An 18,946-nucleotide genomic window follows, 5' to 3' on the forward strand; every position below is an offset into this window, starting at 1 on the left:
AGAGGGGAATATTGTGAGCAAAAATACAATCGATATAACATCTTTAGAAGATGTTTCATTGAACGCCTTCGCTTATGAATTGCTACGTGAAGAATTACTACCTGATTTAATTGGTAACGATTTAGATGGTATTTTATACTGGGCCGGTAGAAACCTTGCGAGAAAATATCCACTAGAAACAATTGAAGAAGTCATTCAGTTTTTTGAAAAGGCTGGTTGGGGCACTTTAAGCATCATTGAACATAAACGTCGTGAAATGCAATTTCAACTTAAAGGTACACTTATTACTGAGCGTCAAAAACAAAAAAGACATTCATCTTATCAATTAGAAGCTGGATTTATCGCCGAGCAAATTCAAAGACAAAGAAACGTCGTTGCAGAGTCCTATGAGGAACAGAAAAAACGTTCAGACTCTATTACATTTCTTGTTAAATGGGATATAAAAGATCTCATTGAAGTGTAGCATCTACTTACAGTCAACTAGACATATAAGTTTAGTTGACTTTTTTGTATATTCATTTAGGTGTGTTTATTTTAAATCTTCAGAAATTATACCAAAAAACAGAAGACATTGTAAACTACAACGTCTTCTTACCTGTTAAATAAGTATAAATTGTCTCCGCTACATTTTTCGGCATACCCGCTTCGACAAATTCCGATACGGAAGCTTCTTTCATCTTTTTTAATGAACCAAAATGTTTTAGCAATACTTTTTTTCGTTTATCACCGATTCCCGGAATTTCATCTAACGCCGATTGAATAACAGATTTTCCGTGTAATTGACGATGGAATGTAATTGCAAATCGATGTACTTCATCTTGAATGCGCTGCAATAAATAAAATTCTTGGCTATTCCTCGCAAGCATAACAGGCTCAGGCGGATCTCCAATAATTAAATGTGATGTTTTATGTTTTTCATCTTTTACAAGCCCTGCCATTGGAATATATAATCCAAGCTCGTTTTCAAGAACATCACTTGTAGCCGCTAGATGTCCTTTTCCCCCATCGATAATTATTAAATCTGGCAAAGGTAAATTTTCCTTCAATGCTCTCGTATAACGGCGTCTCACAACTTCCCTCATAGACTCGTAATCATCTGGCCCTTGGACCGTTTTAATTTTATATTTCCGATATTCTTTCTTCGCTGGTTTCCCATCGATAAAAGCAATCATTGCTGAAACAGGATTTGTCCCTTGAATATTTGAATTATCAAACGCTTCAATACGATAAGGTGTTTCAATACCGAGCTGCTTTCCTAAATGATCTACAGCTTTAATCGTTCGCTCTTCATCACGTTCAATTAAGTGAAATTTCTCTTCTAGTGCAATTTTTGCATTTTTATTTGCTAATTCCACAAGATCTTTTTTCTTCCCACGCTTCGGCTGTGTCGCTTCAACTTCTAAAAAGCGCTCTACTAATTCTGAATCGATACTTCCTGGAACAACAATTTCCTTCGGCTTGAAATGACTACTGTTTTCATAAAATTGACCGATAAAAGTTAAAAAACCCTCTTCAGGTTCATCATATATCGGGAACATGGAAACATCGCGCTCAATTAACTTTCCTTTTCGAACGAAGAAAACTTGAACACACATCCACCCTTTATCAACTGCATATCCAAACACATCCCGATCCACTAAATCACTCATAATCATCTTTTGCTTTTCCATAATTGCATCAATATGAGCAATTTGATCTCGCAACTCTTTCGCCCGTTCAAATTCTAGTTTCTCTGAAGCCTCGTACATCTTCGTTTCTAATTCTGAACGAATTTCTTTATGCCCACCATTTAAGAATTTAATAATTTCATCTACAATTTCTTTATTTTGCTCATCCGTTACTTCTTTCACACAAGGCGCTAAACATTGACCCATATGATAATATAAGCAAACTTTATCTGGCATATTTGAACATTTACGAAGTGGATACATACGATCTAATAATTTCTTTGTTTCATGTGCCGATTGCGCATTTGGATAAGGGCCAAAATACTTTCCTTTATCCTTTTTTACGTTTCGCGTAATGAGTAAGCGCGGCTGTTTTTCAGCTGTAATTTTAATGAAAGGATATGTTTTATCATCTTTTAATTGAATATTATATTTCGGATCATATTTTTTTATTAAATTCAACTCTAAAATAAGAGCCTCCAAATTTGAGGAGGTCACAATATATTCAAAATCAACAATTTCTCCAACAAGCCGAAGTGTTTTCCCATCATGTGAACCAGTAAAGTACGAGCGCACACGATTTTTGAGTACCTTTGCTTTTCCGACATATATAACTGTTCCCTGCTTATCCTTCATTAAATAACAACCAGGTTGATCAGGCAAAATTGCTAACTTCTCTTTTAAATGCTCGTGCACTCGTCTCCCTCCATTTCTACATGCTTATCATTTTTATTTTCACATAAAAACATACTATGCCAAAACACCCAACATACGTTCTTTTATTGTAACGGAAAGGTTGTAAAAAAGAAAATAAAAAAAGCTACCAAATGGTAGCTTCTTTATTTTAGAAGTGTTTAGAAACTAATTCTACTAACGCTTCTTTCGGTTTATATCCTAACGCTTGATCAACCACTTTACCGTCTTTTAATACGAAAAGAGCTGGAATGCTCATTACTTCGAATTGACGAGCAGTTTCTTGGTTTTCATCAACGTCCACTTTTACTACTTTTACTTTCTCGCCTAACTCTGAATCGATTTCCTCTAATACAGGAGCGATCATTTTACAAGGTCCGCACCAAGGCGCCCAGAAATCTAATAATACAACACCTTCGCTAGTTTCAGCTGCGAAGCTTTGGTCATTTGCATTTATAATTGCCATTTTATTTCCTCCTTCAAGTATATTCTACCAAGAGTATATCATTAACTTTTATACGTGGCGAATATTATGTATCGTTATGTATTGTAACAAAAAAATGTTCCTTTATACTATATAAAAATATGGATGAAATACTAAAAAGATGAGAGACAGGGGATCTCTCACCTTTTTCTATATATAGGGGTACTTCACTTGGAACTCAAGGGTACTCAAATCATGAATGTACTTTTAACTTTTTAAACTCTTCTGTTAAAAGAGGTAATACTTCAAATAGATCACCGACAATACCGTAGTCAGCTACTTTGAAGATACTTGCTTCTGGATCTTTATTAATCGCAACAATTATTTTTGAATTAGACATACCAGCTAAATGTTGAATCGCACCAGAAATTCCGCATGCAATGTATAGGTCTGGTGTAACAACTTTACCTGTTTGACCAATTTGTAATGAATAATCACAGTACTCAGCATCACAAGCACCACGAGATGCTCCAACAGCGCCGCCTAGTACGTCAGCTAATTCTTTTAACGGTTTAAATCCTTCTTCACTCTTCACACCACGTCCGCCAGCTATAATGACTTTCGCTTCAGAAAGATCAACACCTTCTGCAGTTTTACGGACAACATCTTGAATGATTGTACGTAGATCTTTCACATCAACTGTAATAGAAGACACATCACCGATGCGAGATTCATCTTTTTCAAGAGTTGCGATATTATTTGGACGTACTGTCGCAAATAATATACCATCTGTTACAATCTTCTTCTCAAATGCTTTACCAGAATAGATTGGACGAGTAAAGATAACATTGCCACCTTCAATTTCTAAAGCAGTTACGTCAGAAATTAAACCAGCTTCAAGCTTCGCTGCTAATTTTGGTGATAAATCTTTACCAAGTGCTGTATGTCCAAATACAATGCCTTCTGGATTTTCTTCAGCATATACAGCTAAAAATGCTTGTGCATAACCATCAGATGTATATGATTTTAATTTATCATTTTCAACTGTCACAACGCGATCTGCACCGTAATGAATCAATTCATTTGCAAAAGAGGCAACGCTGTCTCCAACTAGAAGACCTACCACTTCACCGCCTTCTGCAATTGTTTTTGCTGCTGCTACTGCTTCAAACGAAACGTTACGTAGCGATCCATCACGAACTTCACCCATTACTAATACTTTACGAGCCATAGATTTTCCCTCCTGCATATATAATTTCGTATTTTATTAGATTACTTTCGCTTCTGTGTGGAGCAACGATACAAGTTCTTTTACTTGATCTTGCAGCTCGCCTTGTAACACTTTTCCTGCATCTTTCTTAGGAGGCAAATAGATTTCAATTGTTTTTGTTTTTGCTTCCACATCATCTTCTTCTAAATCTAAATCATCTAATTCTACTTCTTCTAGTGGCTTCTTCTTCGCTTTCATAATACCTGGAAGTGATGGATAACGCGGTTCATTTAAACCTTGTTGCGCTGTTACTAGAATAGGTAATGATGATTCAATTACTTCTGTATCCCCTTCAACATCACGCTCAATCTTCACATTTGTACCATCAATTTCAAGCTTCGTAATCGTCGTTACGTATGGGATATTTAACGCTTCAGCTACTCGTGGACCAACTTGTCCAGATGCACCGTCAATCGCAACGTTCCCGCCTAAAATTAAATCAATTTCTTTATCTTTTAAATATTCAGCAAGAACTTTTGCTGTTGTAAATTGGTCACCATTCTCAACATCATCTTCAATGTTAATTAGTACCGCTTTATCGCAGCCCATCGCTAATGCTGTGCGAAGTTCTTTTTCACTATCCTCGCCACCAACTGTTATAACAGTAACTTCTCCACCTTGTGCATCTCTTACTTGAATCGCTTCTTCAATCGCATATTCATCGTAAGGGTTGATGATGAATTCCGCTTCGCCATCGTAAATTGCACCGTTTTTAATTACGATTTTTTCTTCTGTATCAAATGTTCGTTTCATGAGTACGTAGATGTTCATTCCATTTACCCCCTTATTTTTCAGAAAGATTCTATCAATTTTAAAATTCTGTTAATTTTTATTAAAAAAATAATTGGACTACCTACCACTAAATGAAGGCTTACGTTTTTCTAAAAACGCTGCTACGCCTTCTCTTCCATCTTCACTCGTAAATACTTCACCAAAAATCTGTGATTCACGCTGTACACCTTCATAATAATGAGACGATTTTGTCGTTTGTAATAACTCTAGCACAGCACGAGTTGTTGCTGGGCTTTTTCCAGCAATCTGTTTTGCAATTTTAAGCGTATCTTCTAAAATGGATTCTTCAGAAAACACTCCGTTAACAAGTCCCCATTGCAATGCTTCTGCACCAGTAATTGGTGTACTTGTTAACATCATTTCACAAGCTTTCGCTTTACCAACATAACGTGGTAAGCGCTGTGTACCTGCAAAACCAGGAATTAATCCAAGTGTTAATTCAGGTAAACCAAGCTTTGTACTTTCAGTTACAAAGCGCATGTGGCAAGACATAGCAAACTCAAGGCCACCGCCAAGTGCCGCTCCATGAATTGCCGCAATAACTGGTTTTGAGCATTTTTCAACACGCTCAAACGTAACTTGTCCAAGCTGTGCTAACTCTGTTGCTTGCTTCGCTTCAGTAACAGATGTAAATTCTTTAATATCTGCCCCCGCTGAGAAGAAGCGTCCTTCACCATGTAAAACAACAACACGAATGTTATCATCCTTTTCCACTTGATCGATTAATTCAGTAACGTCATGCATAACTTGTGAAGACATCGCATTAGCTGGAGCATGATTTAACGTCGCCACCGCGATATGATCTTCAACTTTTACAGATAGGAATTTCAACATGATCCCTCCCATTATTTACGATAACCACAAGCTGCAATAAGTAGCCCGTGTACCGTTTTTGAAAGTGCGACCAGATCATACTTATGATCGCTCATTACCCAATTGGTCACAACTTCATCTACTGTTCCAAAGATCATTTGTCTTGCCACGCGAACATTTAAATCCGCCTGAAACTCACCTTGCTTTATACCTGTCTCTAAAATCTCATCCATAACTTGTAAGTAGCCTTTTAATACTTCATTTATTTTAAGGCGCAAGTCTTGATTGGACTGCCTTAGTTCTAATTGCGTAACGATAGCAAGAGGATCATTTTGTGACAACAGCAAGAAGTGCGTTTCTACCAACATGAATAACTTCGCTACAGCGCTTTCAATTCCTGCTATTTTTTGACGAATTGTTTCAACAAATTCTCCCATCTTCTCTTGGAATAAGGATATTAATATATCTTCTTTATTTTTAAAATATAAATAAATCGTGCCATCAGCTACCCCAGCTTGCTTTGCAATTTTAGAAACTTGCGCTTGATGGTATCCATTCTCCGCAATCACAATGACTGCTGCATCAATAATTTGATTGTATTTCGGTCTATTTTTCTTCACTTTACTGTCCCCTTCAAGAAGATGACTGAATGAATAGTCATTCATATTCTTATAATACTGACTATTTAGAAAAGTGTCAATCCTATTTTTTCAAAAAGAAAGGGCCTTAGCCCGTTTGCTCATCCTCATTCTTTCTCTTCTCTTCATCTATTAGGAAACGGCGTAAAATTTTTCCGACTGTCGTCTTCGGCAACTCACTTCTAAACTCATATACCTTTGGAACTTTGTAAGCTGCTAAATATTTACGTGCAAACTGATCTAATTCTTCTTCAGAACACTCAGCGCCTTCTTTCAAAACAACAAACGCTTTTACCGTTTCCCCTCGATACGGATCAGGAACACCGATTGTTACCACTTCTTGCACCTTTTCATGTTCATATAACACCTCTTCTACTTCACGAGGATATACGTTAAAACCACTAGCAACGATCATATCTTTCTTACGATCTTTCACATAGAAAAAGCCATCCTCATCCATGTATCCTACATCACCCGTATGAAGCCAGCCATCTTGCAGTACAGCTGCCGTTTCTTCTGGCTTATTCCAATACCCTTTCATAATTTGTGGGCCCTTTACAACAATTTCACCAATTTCACCTGGAGGTAATGACTCTCCTGTCTCAAGTGACATGATGATTGCCTCTGTATCCGGCCACGGTACCCCAATACTTCCCGGCACACGCTTTTCCCACAAAAAATTCCCATGTGTAACTGGTGATGACTCCGTTAATCCATAACCTTCTACTAATTTACCACCTGTAACTCTCTCAAACTCCTCCTGTACTTCTACAGGAAGCGGTGCAGAACCACTAATACAAGCCTGAATTGAAGAAATATCATATTCTTTTAAAAGAGGACTATTTAATAGAGCAATATAAATGGTTGGTGCTCCTGGAAATAGTGTGACTTTATGTTTCTTAATTGCTTCAAAAACCATTTTCATATCAAACTTCGGAATAAGCACCATTTTATATCCTTGCATAATACTCAAATTCATTACAGCTGTCATCCCGTACACATGAAAAAACGGAAGAACACCAAGAATTACCTCTTCTCCTTCTTTACAATTATATAACCAATGCGCTCCCATTAAAGTGTTCGAAACGAGGTTTTTATGCGTTAACATAACCCCTTTTGGAAACCCTGTCGTTCCCCCTGTATACTGCAAAAGGGCTAGATCATTTTCAGGATCACATGGAACTTCAACATTAGCACTACTTTCCCTTTCTACCGATTTCCAAAGATGAATCGTTTCGCTTTCCGACACATTCACAACAAGATTTGCCTGCTTTTTTTGTACAAATGGATAAAGTAAATTTTTAGGAAATGGTAAAAAATCTGCAATACGGGTTACGATAATGTGCTCAATCTTTGTTGCAGTTTGAACGTTAGTAACTCTCGGAAACACTAAATCAAGGCAAAGAATAACTTTTGCCCCTGAGTCATGAAGTTGATACTCAAGCTCTCTTTCTGTATAAAGAGGATTCGTTTGTACGACAATACCACCCGCAAGCAAAGTACCATAATAACCAATTACAGATTGTGGACAATTCGGTAACATAATCGCAACTCTATCGCCTTTTTCAATACCAAGCCTTTGAAGGTAATTCGCAAATTTCTTTACCTTGTCATGGAAATCTGAAAATGTAACATCTTTCCCTAAAAAGTGAAGCGCTTTCTTTTCTGGATAACGAGCAGCCATTTTCTCTAAATATCTATGAAGTGGCTGAATATCATAAGAAATCGTCCCTGGAATTTCATCTGGATAACTCTGCAGCCAAGGTTTTTCCACTCTCATTCCCCCTTCCAATACTTGTGAAAATAAATGAATGTTCATTCATGATGGTTGTTTTCATTATATTATAGTCATAACAGCGTTACAATCATAATATTCTGACTTTTACATAACTATGCTTTACTTCGTTAACTTCTTATTATATGTATAAACTCTCTTAATTTTAAAAGAATAAGAGAGTTCACGTTACTTAGCTTAATCTTATAATCGTTAAAACTGCACCAGGTGTAGTCGTTGATAATGTTGCAACAGCTAACAATCCAAACAACTGCAAACTAATTGCACTCCCCGCCGCAAGAGTCGTAATAATTGTTGCACTAAATGAAGTCGTTGCTAAAGCAGGAGAGTTGATAGTCCCAGCAAGCGGTGTACCATTAATTGTAATTCGCGAACTAACTAATAATGAAGCCGTTATATTAATTGTATATGAAATATAATAATTCCCCGCATTTGCGGCCGTAAATACTGTGTTTCCCCCAGATACTGTAATTCCAGGTCCTATATTTTGATTATTCGGAAGTGCGACATTTGTCCCACCAAGTAATACTGATATTGCCGTACCCGATGTATTATTCGCAAATGCATACGTCGCAGTTATACTTGTACCTGTTACTCCCGTTGCTCCTGTTTCACCTGTTGCTCCCGTTGCTCCCGTTGCCCCCGTTGCTCCCGTTGCTCCCGTTGCTCCTGTTGCTCCCGTTGCTCCCGTTGCTCCCGTTACTCCCGTTGCTCCCGTTGCTCCCGTTACTCCCGTTGCTCCCGTTGCTCCCGTTGCTCCTGTTGCTCCCGTTGCTCCTGTTGCTCCCGTTGCTCCCGTTGGGCCTGTTGCTCCCGTTACTCCCGTTGCTCCTGTTACTCCCGTTGCTCCCGTTGGGCCTGTTGCTCCCGTTGCTCCCGTTGCTCCCGTTGCTCCCGTTGGGCCTGTTGCTCCTGTTGCTCCTGTTGCTCCCGTTACTCCCGTTGCTCCTGTTGCCCCTGTTGCTCCCATTGCTCCCGTTGCTCCCGTTTCACCTGTTACTCCCGTTGCTCCCGTTGCTCCCGTTTCACCTGTTACTCCCGTTGCTCCCGTTGCTCCCGTTTCACCTGTTACTCCCGTTGCTCCCGTTGCTCCCGTTTCACCTGTTACTCCCGTTGCTCCCGTTGCTCCCGTTGGACCTGTTGGACCGAGCTTAGGAACTGTCCCATCGCAACTAAAACAGCATGAATCAACATGTACACCATTTGGATTATTACACCCACAATATCCATTTGTATTATTACTCCATAAAGACATGTTGACCCCTCCTTCGTGTTCAATCTTTTAAGTACAGCCAACTAATTAGAAATATTTTCCTAATAAAAAATCAGTTTTTATTTTCCTTATCAACTACCCGATCTGGAACAAACCTTTTATAAACAAAGGTTTATTCCTTACATTCTAATAATTATTACATGCAATACGCTCCCCTTTCGCTTGTACTTTCGCCTTCCTTCTTAAACGAATTTCCTCTCCTTCAGTCTTGATACACATCTGCATTTCAATACGATATATCAAAATCCATATAAATCGTTATTTTTCGTCGAAATTTTAAAAAAATATTGACACTTAAAATATCCTCATAGTATGATTTGGTTGTTGTAATTGATAACGATTTTCAATATCGTACATTGCAAATAAAATGATTTATTTGGGGGCATAAGATGAAGAAAATTCTTAGCATTTTCATGGTAGTTCTTCTATTCGTTGTCGGATGCGGACAACAGAAAGAGGAGAAAAAGGAAACAAATGCGGACAATAAAAATCAAGCTATAACAATTAAACACGCTGAAGGGGAAACAAAGTTAGATAAACCAGCGAAAAAAGTTGTTGTACTTGAGTGGGTATATGCAGAAGACTTATTAGCACTTGGTGTTCAGCCAGTAGGGATGGCAGACATTAAGAATTATAATAAATGGGTAAATACAGAAACAAAACCAAGTAAAGATGTTGTAGATGTAGGAACTCGTCAACAACCAAACTTAGAAGAAATTAGCCGTCTAAAACCAGATTTAATCATTACAGCTTCATTCCGTAGTAAAGCGATTAAAAATGAATTAGAACAAATTGCACCAACAGTTATGTTCGATCCATCAACAAGCAATAACGATCACTTTGCTGAAATGACAGAAACATTTAAACAAATTGCAAAAGCAGTTGGAAAAGAAGAAGAAGGTAAAAAAGTATTAGCTGATATGGATAAAACATTTGCTGATGCAAAAGCAAAAATTGACAAAGCAGGCTTAAAAGATAAAAACATCGCAATGACACAAGCATTTACAGCTAAGAACGTACCAACATTCCGTATCTTAACTGACAATTCTACAGCTTTACAAGTTACAAAAAAATTAGGTTTAACAAATACTTTTGAACCAGGTAAATCTGAGCCAGACGGTTTCAAGCAAACAACTGTAGAATCATTACAAAGTGTACAAGATTCAAACTTCATTTACATTGTAGCGGATGACGATAACATTTTTGACACTCAACTAAAAGGAAACCCTGCTTGGGAAGAATTAAAGTTCAAAAAAGAAAACAAAATGTATAAATTAAAAGGCGACACTTGGATTTTCGGTGGTCCTGAGTCTGCAAAATCTTTAGCAACACAAGTAGCAGATGTAATGACAGCGAAGAAGTGATTACACGATGAATAGCTTACAACATACACTTCGAGCAAGTCTTGTATTCGGAGGAGGAGCAGCTCTCTTGCTCCTCCTTTTCTTTATTCATATCGGACAAGGACAAGCAAACATTTCCTATAGTATGATTATCGACGCTCTTATCTCACCGAACCAATCTCTAGAGCATCAAACTTTAATCATGCTTCGATTACCTAGAGCTGTAATTGCTATTTTAGCTGGGGGGGCTCTTGCTGCATCTGGAGTCATTTTGCAAACTTTAACGAAAAATCCACTTGCTGAATCAAGTACAATGGGAATTCATTCAGGTGCATATTTCTTTCTAGTAGCGGCTACAATTTTCTTACCGAAAGGTTTGCAAATTAACTCCCTTCTTTTCACATTTATCGGTGGTGCAATTACTGCTTTATTTGTATACCGTATTTCTGGTGGAAAAAAGGGAACCCCACTTAGAATGGCACTAGCTGGTATGGTCGTTACATTAATGCTTTCTGCCTTTACCGGAACGATGCAGCTTTTCTATGAAAATGAAACAGCTGGTTTATTTTTATGGGGAGCTGGATCTCTTATTCAAAATAACTGGGATGGCGTTCAATTCGCTTTTCCATTTATTGTTGTTTCTTTCCTAGTTTTACTATTCATGTCACGTAAGCTTAATATCCTCTTACTCGGCGATGATGTAGCTGTTTCACTTGGAGAGAAAACAGCAGTAACACGGTTTATCGCGTTCATCGCTGCAATTTTTTTAACAGCAGTAATTGTAACTGTTGTTGGACCGATTGGGTTTGTCGGCTTAGTTGCACCACACTTAATGCGCCTTATTGGTTATCGTCAACACTTTACCCTCCTTCTCTCCTCATTCTTATGGGGAGCAATATTATTACTAGGAGCAGATGTTGTTGGTAGATTAATAGATCCAACTGGTGCAGAATTACCTGTCGGGGCAGTTACAGCAATGATTGGATCACCTTGGCTTATTTATTTAGTGTATCGCATGATGAAATCGAAACAATATATGAATGATAATGGAGCTAATGCAGCTGGAGCTAGTTCTCGCTATTACTCTTATAAAAAGGTAATCATTATATCTATCGTACTTTGTATTGTGACGATTTCTCTTGGCGTCGCAATCGGTAGCAACTCTTATATCGAAAGCATTACAAATGTCATAACAGGACAATTAACACAATTTGATAAAAATATGATGATGAATCTTCGTTTACCAAGAATGCTCGTTGCCGCTATTGCCGGAGCATGTCTTGCGATAAGCGGACTTGTTTTCCAAGGCATATTACGAAATCCACTTGCTGATCCATCTATTATCGGAATTTCGTCTGGAGCAGGTGTTGGTGCTTTAACCATTATGTATGTCTTCCCTGCACTTCCTGGTTTCTTCCTACCAATTGGTGCATTTATTGGTGGACTACTTGCAGTTGGAATTGTCCTCTTCTTCTCATGGAAATCAGGATTTAGCCCAACAGCTCTCGCTTTAATAGGGATTGGAATTTCAGCGCTTGGATCAGCGATTATTCAAATCTTTATCGTTAAAGCGAATTTGAATGTGGCTGCTGCTTTAACATGGTTGTCAGGTAGTACTTATGCAAGAGGATGGAATCACTTAGAAAATATCATTCTATATCCATCGCTGATTCTTGTGCTAATTATCTTTTTCTTAATGAAACAACTTGATGTTCTCGTACTTGGAGACGATTTAGCAACCGGACTCGGGCAACCAGTAAATAAAACGCGCCTTGCTCTAATTGTATTAGCGACACTACTTGCATCAGTCAATATCGCTGCTGTCGGTACTATCGCCTTTTTAGGCCTTGTTGCACCGCACTTAGCGCGAATCGTTGTTGGCATGAATCATCAAAGACTATTCGTTTGTTCAGCACTGTTTGGAGCAATCCTGCTTTCCATTGCTGACTTACTCGGACGAACAATTGCATATCCGAAAGAAATTCCTTCTGGGCTTGTTGTTGCTGTACTTGGAGCTCCGTATTTCTTATGGTTAATGAGGAAAAGTGGGAAGAAAGTTAATTAAAAAGGAGGCTTCTTGTATTGGAAGCCTCCTTTTTTTATTATTCATTTTCATAGCTTAACAGGAAACTAACTGTTTTTCACGAATTTAACCCATGAACATAACTAGGAGGGATAACATGTACCAAACAATTGAAGGCTTTTTACAATCATGGAAATATGAAGCTGAGTCTACTCAAAAGATGCTCGATGCATTAACAGATGAATCTTTATCTCAAGAAATTGCACCTGAACACTGGACGTTAGGAAGAGTCGCTTGGCATATCGTTACTGCAATTCCTGTTATTCTATCAGGGACAGGGTTAAAGTTTGAAGGTGAAACAAAAGATTATCCTGTTCCAACTTCTGCGAAAACAATTGCAGATGAGTACCGTAAAGTAAATGCAGCTTTTGTTGAGGCACTTCAAAGCGAATGGACTGATAAAGACTTAGCTACTATTAATGACTTCTTTGGTCGTCCTATGCCGAATTCTATATTTTTAATGACACTCATTAATCATCAAAATCACCACCGCGGGCAGATGACTGTTTTAATGCGTCAAGCAGGATTAAAAGTTCCTGGCGTATACGGTCCTTCGAAAGAAGAATGGGCTGCAGCTGGAATGGAAGCTCCAAAAATGTAATGACAGAAAAAGACAAGGTGTCCTATCACCTTGTCTTTTTCTGTCACTTGTTTCATGTGAAACTATTTTTTGCTAAATGGTTGTTTTATGGAAAAAATAAGTTAAAATGAATACATATTATGAGGAGGGGCAACCAAATTGAATACAAAAAATAAAAAAATAGCTATGGGAACTGTTTTACTAACTTCTATTATTGGAGTTATCAGTGTATCTCTTTACTTCACAAGTTACGGTACCCCTTGGGAAAAACAAACAGCAATTACAGAATCAAAAAATTATATTACAAAATACTTTAATCTAGACGCGAAAGTCAAAAATACTTCTTACGATTCTAAAATGGATAGCTATGCAATCGCCTTTGAAACAATTGAAGATGGAGAGTTTACTATCGAATATAAAGGTCCTAATAACTTTAACATTTCTCCAGGAGTTCAAGAGTATTTAAGTAAACACTACAAATTTAAGGAGTAGTAACGAAGCATACATATACAAAAAAAGAGTTGGTGTAACGCCAACTCTTTTTTCTTATTCTTGTCACGCTGTTACATCTTCCCTCTCTATATTTTTAATTCCGTAATATGCAATCGTAACTCCAATAGCTGCAAATGCTAGTTGAAGTGGAAGAAAAGTTGCTATAGGAAACATTGGGTTGTTATTAATTGCGATTAGCACAACGATAATAGATGAAACAATGGTAGTTGGCACTGAACGTTTACGCATTCCGAAGTATAATGGGATTAAACTCATTCCCGCAGTTGCAATTGCTAAAGGAACCAGTTTTATCCCTTCTTGCATCAATTGATCTACTGTGAATGGATTAGGAAGAATCGAAAAATAACTATCTATTCCAAAGAAAATTCCTACTACAAAAATATTAGATAAAATAACTGTTATGAATGTTAATAGTGCTGTAATAGCTAACTTACTAACCATCATTTTCTTTCGGTTAATAGGATAAGAAAACATGAGTAACATTGTTTTATTTTTATATTCATCAATTATTAGTTTCGCTATTAGTACACCACCAAAAACAATAAATGTTCCTCTTACTAACGCACTAGCCATCAGCAAAATCGCCTGCGGATCTCTTATTTCTGGATCTCCTTCTATTTGAGAAACGAAACTAACAAAGATTAATAGTGCCAGTATGACGATATTTGCAATAATTGCTCCCTTCACATACCATCCAAGCTTAAACTTCTTCATTTCTAGCTTCATAAGACGTAACATGATAGTCCTCCTCTCTTTTAAAATTTAATTGATATAAATTTCCTTTATCGTATCTATCTCAAAAGCAACCTCCTTCTTAAAGTCTTTTCCAGCGAATGTCTTAAAACCAAAAATCACACTAGCAATTGCAATTACTATTATTTTTTTCACTGCTCATACCCCAGTTCGTTGTTGTTTTAAGCTTGCTTCACGCCACATCAATCTTGTCGATTTTTCGATACGACAGATAACTAATAAAAATCCCTACTAAACAGAGCACTATTGGGATAGCTATAAAATTATAAAAACTTACTTGATTGTTTCCAATGTTACTGTTCATTATCATCCCGATTATTACTGCAGAAGTAATCGTTGTCGGTGCCGATTTCTTTCTCATCCCAAAAAATAAAGGGATTAAACTTATACCAGATATCATAAATGCATTTATAAAAGTAGCTGGAACGGTAGCTATTATTTCACCCATCGTAACAGGCGTTTCAATTACTCCCATCATTGGATTCATAAAAAATATGAGCAAACTAATAGTGAAAGTAGCGATAATCATGCTCACAAAGCAAAAACTAAAAACAATTGTTAATTTCGCCCTCATTACCGTTTTCCTTTGCAATGGATACATAAACAATAGTTGCATTGTTTTGTTCTTATACTCATCAATTACTAAACGTGATAAAATGACCGAACTAAAAATAAGAAATGTCATCCTAATAAAAATGTTTGCTAAGGTCATATATTTTGTGAAATCAGTGAGCGCCGCATCTACTTCACCTTTCGCTCCCAACCCCATAAGACTTACCGCAACAAAAATTGCTATAATACAAATGGCTACCCCTTTAAAATAACTAGATAATTGATGTTTTTTCCATTCAAGCTTCATCAATTTAAACATATAGACCACGCCTCCATTCCTTATATAACTATCTCTACGCTACTAACATTCTAATTCCAGCAGTAACTACGCTTAACATTCCTATCACTAGTAAAATTAACAACCATTTCCGCTCTGGTTTTCTATAATATAAAATCCCACTTATGAACATTACGATTAATCCGCTTACGAGATTCAACAACAATCCATTAAGCATGAATGCCCTCTCCATCCATTACATTTAAGAAATACTCTTCTAAGGAACTATGTTTCTTATTAATACTTTCTATCTCTATATCGTTCATAATGAGTGCTTTTGAAATGGCTTGCTGAGTCGCTGCCATTTCATACACACGAATCATATTTCCACTCATTATTTTGTAATTTTTTATACCGAGTTTATCTTCTAGAATATAAGCTGCACGTTTTACATCAGGAACAGTGATTTCAATGTACTCTGTTTGTTTTCCATTAATACTCTTCATTGAAACTTCTTTTATTAGTTTCCCATTTTGAATAACACCAATTGTATCTGCCATTTGTTCCATCTCGCCTAAAATATGACTAGAAACTAATAAAGTAATGCCATATTCTTTGCAAAGCATTTTAAATAAGTCTCGTAACTCTTTAATACCAATTGGATCTAAACCATTAATTGGTTCATCTAAAATGAGAAGCTCCGGCTTTGTCATAATCGCTCTAGCAATGCCTAATCTTTGCTTCATCCCTAATGAAAAATCTTTTACTTTTTTATTGTCTATGCCGTGCAGTTTTACTAAATTTAAAGCATGGTCAATTGCGTTTTTATCATAATAGCCCATATATTCACAATGTAATTCTAAATTTTCCTTCGCCGTTAATTTATCATAAAAGATTGGATATTCAATAATTGTCCCCATTCTTTTTAATACTTCATAAGATGTGTTTGTTAACTTCTCACCGAAAATTTCAATATCACCACTCGTCGGTTTTATTAAATTCGTAATCATTTTCATAATCGTTGTTTTACCAGCACCGTTCGGTCCTAAAAAACCGTAAATCTCTCCTCTTTTCACATGCATGTTAACGCTAGAAATAACTTCTTTCCCTTTAAACACTTTCGTTAGCTGGTTCGTCTTTAATATATATGTCATGTCACCTTCCCCTTTCGCACCGCTCTATATTTCTATAATAGACAACGGAAATCTCTTTTTTCTTACCCGTTCCTTACAAATTCCTTACGTTCCAAAAAAGCTTGTAGAATCTAATTCTCTACAAGCTAAAACTGTATCTTTGTTAATACAACTGTAAAAATTGTTTTTTCATACGGCTTACTAGAAAGATGAATTTCTCCATCCATCGCTTCCACAAGCCTTTTCGTAATCGTTAACCCTAGACCGCTTCCTTGGTACAATCTATTTCTCGAATCTTCAAGTGTGTACATACGCTCAAATACTTTATCAATATGAGATTCATCAATTCCTTTTCCTTTATCCCATACATCTATATACACACTCGTTTCATCATCTCTTAAAGTCATACCGAGTGCCTTTCCATCGTCTCCATATGTAATCGCATTGGATATTAAATTATTTAACACTCTGCCTAATACTTCTGCATTTCCAAGTGCATATATATTTCTTTCTGGTATGTCAATATGGACATGAAAACCTTTCGTCGTCACTAAATCATAGAAAGATAAAATCTTTTCGCGACAAACTTCATTCATATTTACTTTTGTCATCTCGATTGCCTTGTCACCAGATTCTAATTTTGCTAAATCAAAAAACTTATGAATCAGTTCCATTACTTCCAGTGTTTTTACATGCACTTTTTCAAGTAATATTTGCTGTTCTTCTTCACTTATCGTTTTATCCATATTTAACATTTCTACATATCCAAGAATGACTGTGAGTGGCGTTTTCAAATCATGCGAGATATTTGAAAGCATCTTTCTCATGGAAATCTCAACCTTTGCATGATCTGCATTTGTTTTCTGCTTAGCATCTAACAAATGATTAATAGCCACTAATAACTTTTGCAATTCTGTATCATCCGTCATAATTAATAGCTTCTCACCAGTTTGTTCTTTTACAATTCGATTTAACTTCTCATACGTATAGCGTAAATTCCTACTACTATTTTTCCTAATTTTATATTGCACGTAAATAACGATAAGCAATATAATAATCACCACTGTTAAAAATATAACCATACTACATCACTTCCAATTTATAGCCAATTCCCCACAGTGTTTTTATATATTCCGGGTTAGATGGGTCCGTTTCAATCTTCTCGCGTAATCTCCTCATATGAACATTAATAACATTATCATCACCATAATATTCTTCATTCCAAACAAGCGTATATATTTGCGCTTTCGTAAAAACACGATTTTGATTCTTCACGAATAGCTTTAAAATCTCAAATTCTTTTAAAGTAAGTTTAAGCGACTTTCCGTTTTTTTCCACAGTAAAATTAATTGGATCGATTGTTAAATCACCAATTTGAATCATCTTTTCTGTTGTTTCTGTAACCGAATATTTCGTAGACCTCCGAATACCTGCTTTTACACGTGCAGCCAATTCAATCATAGAAAATGGCTTACAAATGTAATCATCTGCTCCAAGCCCTAAGCCAATCGCTTTATCAACATCCGTATCTTTTGCTGACATCATTAAAATCGGAACTGCACTTTTTTCTCGAATGATTCGCACAACCTCTAAGCCATCTAACTTTGGCATCATAATATCGAGGATAATCAAATCAAATGGACCTTTTAAAAATGCGTTAACTCCTTCTTCTCCATCAGATGCAATTGTAACTTGAAAACCTTCTTTTACTAAATATGTTTCAACCATCTCTTGAATTGAGATGTCATCTTCAACTAATAAAATATGATTTGACATATTTCTATCCCCTTTTTTAACAAACATTAACAATTCAATTGTATCGTAACGAATGAATGCTGGAAAGAATTATATGAATTTTCAAACCAACTTCCCTTCCTTCCTTAACAATGATATGATGAAATTCACTACTATTGTTCATAATTAACTTTATATAAAGGAGACTTATCATGTCAGAAAACAAAAAAGTAAGCTTAGCTGATTTAATGCGCGAACAACTTGCAAAGAAAAAGCAAGGAAATGGAAACGGCTCAAATAATGGAAATCAAAGTCAAGAAACGAAAAAATTACAAAACCAACAAACGAAGAAAACAAACAACCAACGTAGACGTACAGGTGTATAAATGAGCGGGCAAAAACGATCTAACATTTCATCAGGTCTTGAAGTTGATATTGTATTAAAACAAGATCAACGTACAGGCAAGCTAACAAGAGGAATTGTAAAAGATATTTTAACTAACTCACCCTCTCATCCGCACGGCATTAAAGTACGATTGCAGGACGGGCAAGTTGGCAGAGTCCAAAATATCATTCAATAAGAAAAGGAGCTCATTTAAACTTGAGCTCCTTT

Annotated in this window: 22 protein-coding genes; 7 read left to right on the forward strand and 15 right to left on the reverse strand. The window is 36.5% G+C overall.

What is annotated here, in order from left to right; all coding sequences use genetic code 11:
• Window positions 1–13: 13 nt before the first annotated feature.
• A complete protein-coding gene (locus tag MHB76_RS21420) occupies window positions 14–463 on the forward strand; it encodes a YslB family protein (RefSeq protein ID WP_002015405.1) in 450 nt (149 codons plus the stop codon).
• Window positions 464–578: 115 nt separating this feature from the next.
• Here MHB76_RS21420 and uvrC read toward each other — a convergent pair whose 3' ends face one another.
• The 8 genes from uvrC to MHB76_RS21460 form a co-directional block, all read right to left on the reverse strand.
• Complete coding sequence (gene uvrC, locus MHB76_RS21425; protein WP_078172740.1) at window positions 579–2,363, reverse strand: excinuclease ABC subunit C; 1,785 nt, start codon at window positions 2,361–2,363, stop codon at window positions 579–581.
• A 148-nt stretch (window positions 2,364–2,511) separates the two neighbouring features.
• Window positions 2,512–2,826, reverse strand: a complete 315-nt coding sequence (gene trxA / locus MHB76_RS21430) for a thioredoxin (RefSeq protein WP_000974757.1) — start codon at window positions 2,824–2,826, stop codon at window positions 2,512–2,514.
• A gap of 211 nt (window positions 2,827–3,037) precedes the next feature.
• Window positions 3,038–4,015: an electron transfer flavoprotein subunit alpha gene (etfA, locus tag MHB76_RS21435; protein WP_002160311.1), complete on the reverse strand. Its 978-nt coding sequence runs from the start codon at window positions 4,013–4,015 to the stop codon at window positions 3,038–3,040.
• 36 nt (window positions 4,016–4,051) lie between these two features.
• Window positions 4,052–4,825, reverse strand: a complete 774-nt coding sequence (etfB, locus tag MHB76_RS21440) for an electron transfer flavoprotein subunit beta (RefSeq protein WP_002160310.1) — start codon at window positions 4,823–4,825, stop codon at window positions 4,052–4,054.
• Window positions 4,826–4,903: 78 nt separating this feature from the next.
• Window positions 4,904–5,680, reverse strand: a complete 777-nt coding sequence (locus tag MHB76_RS21445; protein WP_002088868.1) for an enoyl-CoA hydratase — start codon at window positions 5,678–5,680, stop codon at window positions 4,904–4,906.
• An 11-nt stretch (window positions 5,681–5,691) separates the two neighbouring features.
• Entirely contained in the window at window positions 5,692–6,279 is a 588-nt protein-coding gene (locus tag MHB76_RS21450) for a TetR/AcrR family transcriptional regulator (protein WP_087945806.1), read from the reverse strand.
• Window positions 6,280–6,385: 106 nt separating this feature from the next.
• Complete coding sequence (locus MHB76_RS21455; protein WP_078172739.1) at window positions 6,386–8,071, reverse strand: long-chain-fatty-acid--CoA ligase; 1,686 nt, start codon at window positions 8,069–8,071, stop codon at window positions 6,386–6,388.
• A 193-nt stretch (window positions 8,072–8,264) separates the two neighbouring features.
• Window positions 8,265–9,347 (reverse strand): BclA C-terminal domain-containing protein, encoded by a 1,083-nt coding sequence (locus tag MHB76_RS21460; protein WP_340987627.1) that lies wholly within the window; start codon window positions 9,345–9,347, stop codon window positions 8,265–8,267.
• Between the two features lie 407 nt (window positions 9,348–9,754).
• Between MHB76_RS21460 and MHB76_RS21465 the strand changes: the two genes are divergently transcribed.
• The 4 genes from MHB76_RS21465 (at window position 9,755) to MHB76_RS21480 (ending at window position 13,863) form a co-directional block, all read left to right on the forward strand.
• On the forward strand, window positions 9,755–10,729 hold the full coding sequence (locus MHB76_RS21465; RefSeq protein ID WP_078172737.1) for an ABC transporter substrate-binding protein: 975 nt from the start codon (window positions 9,755–9,757) through the stop codon (window positions 10,727–10,729).
• A gap of 7 nt (window positions 10,730–10,736) precedes the next feature.
• Window positions 10,737–12,773: a Fe(3+)-hydroxamate ABC transporter permease FhuB gene (fhuB, locus tag MHB76_RS21470; RefSeq protein WP_078172736.1), complete on the forward strand. Its 2,037-nt coding sequence runs from the start codon at window positions 10,737–10,739 to the stop codon at window positions 12,771–12,773.
• A 115-nt stretch (window positions 12,774–12,888) separates the two neighbouring features.
• Window positions 12,889–13,392: a DinB family protein gene (locus MHB76_RS21475; RefSeq protein WP_016106288.1), complete on the forward strand. Its 504-nt coding sequence runs from the start codon at window positions 12,889–12,891 to the stop codon at window positions 13,390–13,392.
• A gap of 138 nt (window positions 13,393–13,530) precedes the next feature.
• On the forward strand, window positions 13,531–13,863 hold the full coding sequence (locus MHB76_RS21480; protein ID WP_078172735.1) for a YfjL-like protein: 333 nt from the start codon (window positions 13,531–13,533) through the stop codon (window positions 13,861–13,863).
• 63 nt (window positions 13,864–13,926) lie between these two features.
• Here the strand turns inward: MHB76_RS21480 and MHB76_RS21485 are convergent, their stop codons facing one another.
• From MHB76_RS21485 to MHB76_RS21515, 7 genes are all read right to left on the reverse strand, one after another.
• Window positions 13,927–14,622 (reverse strand): ABC transporter permease, encoded by a 696-nt coding sequence (locus MHB76_RS21485; RefSeq protein ID WP_078172734.1) that lies wholly within the window; start codon window positions 14,620–14,622, stop codon window positions 13,927–13,929.
• 24 nt (window positions 14,623–14,646) lie between these two features.
• On the reverse strand, window positions 14,647–14,772 hold the full coding sequence (locus tag MHB76_RS21490) for a hypothetical protein (protein WP_256416129.1): 126 nt from the start codon (window positions 14,770–14,772) through the stop codon (window positions 14,647–14,649).
• A gap of 37 nt (window positions 14,773–14,809) precedes the next feature.
• Window positions 14,810–15,508 (reverse strand): ABC transporter permease, encoded by a 699-nt coding sequence (locus tag MHB76_RS21495; protein ID WP_078172733.1) that lies wholly within the window; start codon window positions 15,506–15,508, stop codon window positions 14,810–14,812.
• Between the two features lie 34 nt (window positions 15,509–15,542).
• A complete protein-coding gene (locus MHB76_RS21500) occupies window positions 15,543–15,704 on the reverse strand; it encodes a hypothetical protein (RefSeq protein ID WP_002199229.1) in 162 nt (53 codons plus the stop codon).
• Window positions 15,697–16,620, reverse strand: a complete 924-nt coding sequence (locus MHB76_RS21505; RefSeq protein ID WP_078172732.1) for an ABC transporter ATP-binding protein — start codon at window positions 16,618–16,620, stop codon at window positions 15,697–15,699. The genes MHB76_RS21500 and MHB76_RS21505 overlap by 8 nt, the downstream gene beginning before the upstream one ends.
• A 125-nt stretch (window positions 16,621–16,745) precedes the next feature.
• The gene (locus MHB76_RS21510; protein WP_078172731.1) at window positions 16,746–17,681 is read right to left on the reverse strand and encodes a HAMP domain-containing histidine kinase; all 936 of its coding nucleotides are present in this window, start codon (window positions 17,679–17,681) and stop codon (window positions 16,746–16,748) included.
• Between the two features lies 1 nt (window position 17,682).
• Window positions 17,683–18,375, reverse strand: coding sequence for a response regulator transcription factor (locus MHB76_RS21515; protein ID WP_078172730.1), 693 nt, complete (start codon window positions 18,373–18,375; stop codon window positions 17,683–17,685).
• Window positions 18,376–18,545: 170 nt separating this feature from the next.
• On the opposite strand from MHB76_RS21515, the gene MHB76_RS21520 reads away from it, so the two are divergent.
• Window positions 18,546–18,719 (forward strand): hypothetical protein, encoded by a 174-nt coding sequence (locus MHB76_RS21520; protein ID WP_002112138.1) that lies wholly within the window; start codon window positions 18,546–18,548, stop codon window positions 18,717–18,719.
• Window positions 18,720–18,914, forward strand: coding sequence for a YwbE family protein (locus MHB76_RS21525; protein ID WP_002112142.1), 195 nt, complete (start codon window positions 18,720–18,722; stop codon window positions 18,912–18,914).
• The last annotated feature ends 32 nt before the right edge of the window (window positions 18,915–18,946 follow it).

The sequence above is a fragment of the Bacillus sp. FSL M7-1345 genome, from assembly GCF_038006985.1.
GTDB classification, from domain to species: Bacteria; Bacillota; Bacilli; order Bacillales; family Bacillaceae_G; genus Bacillus_A; species Bacillus_A cereus_U.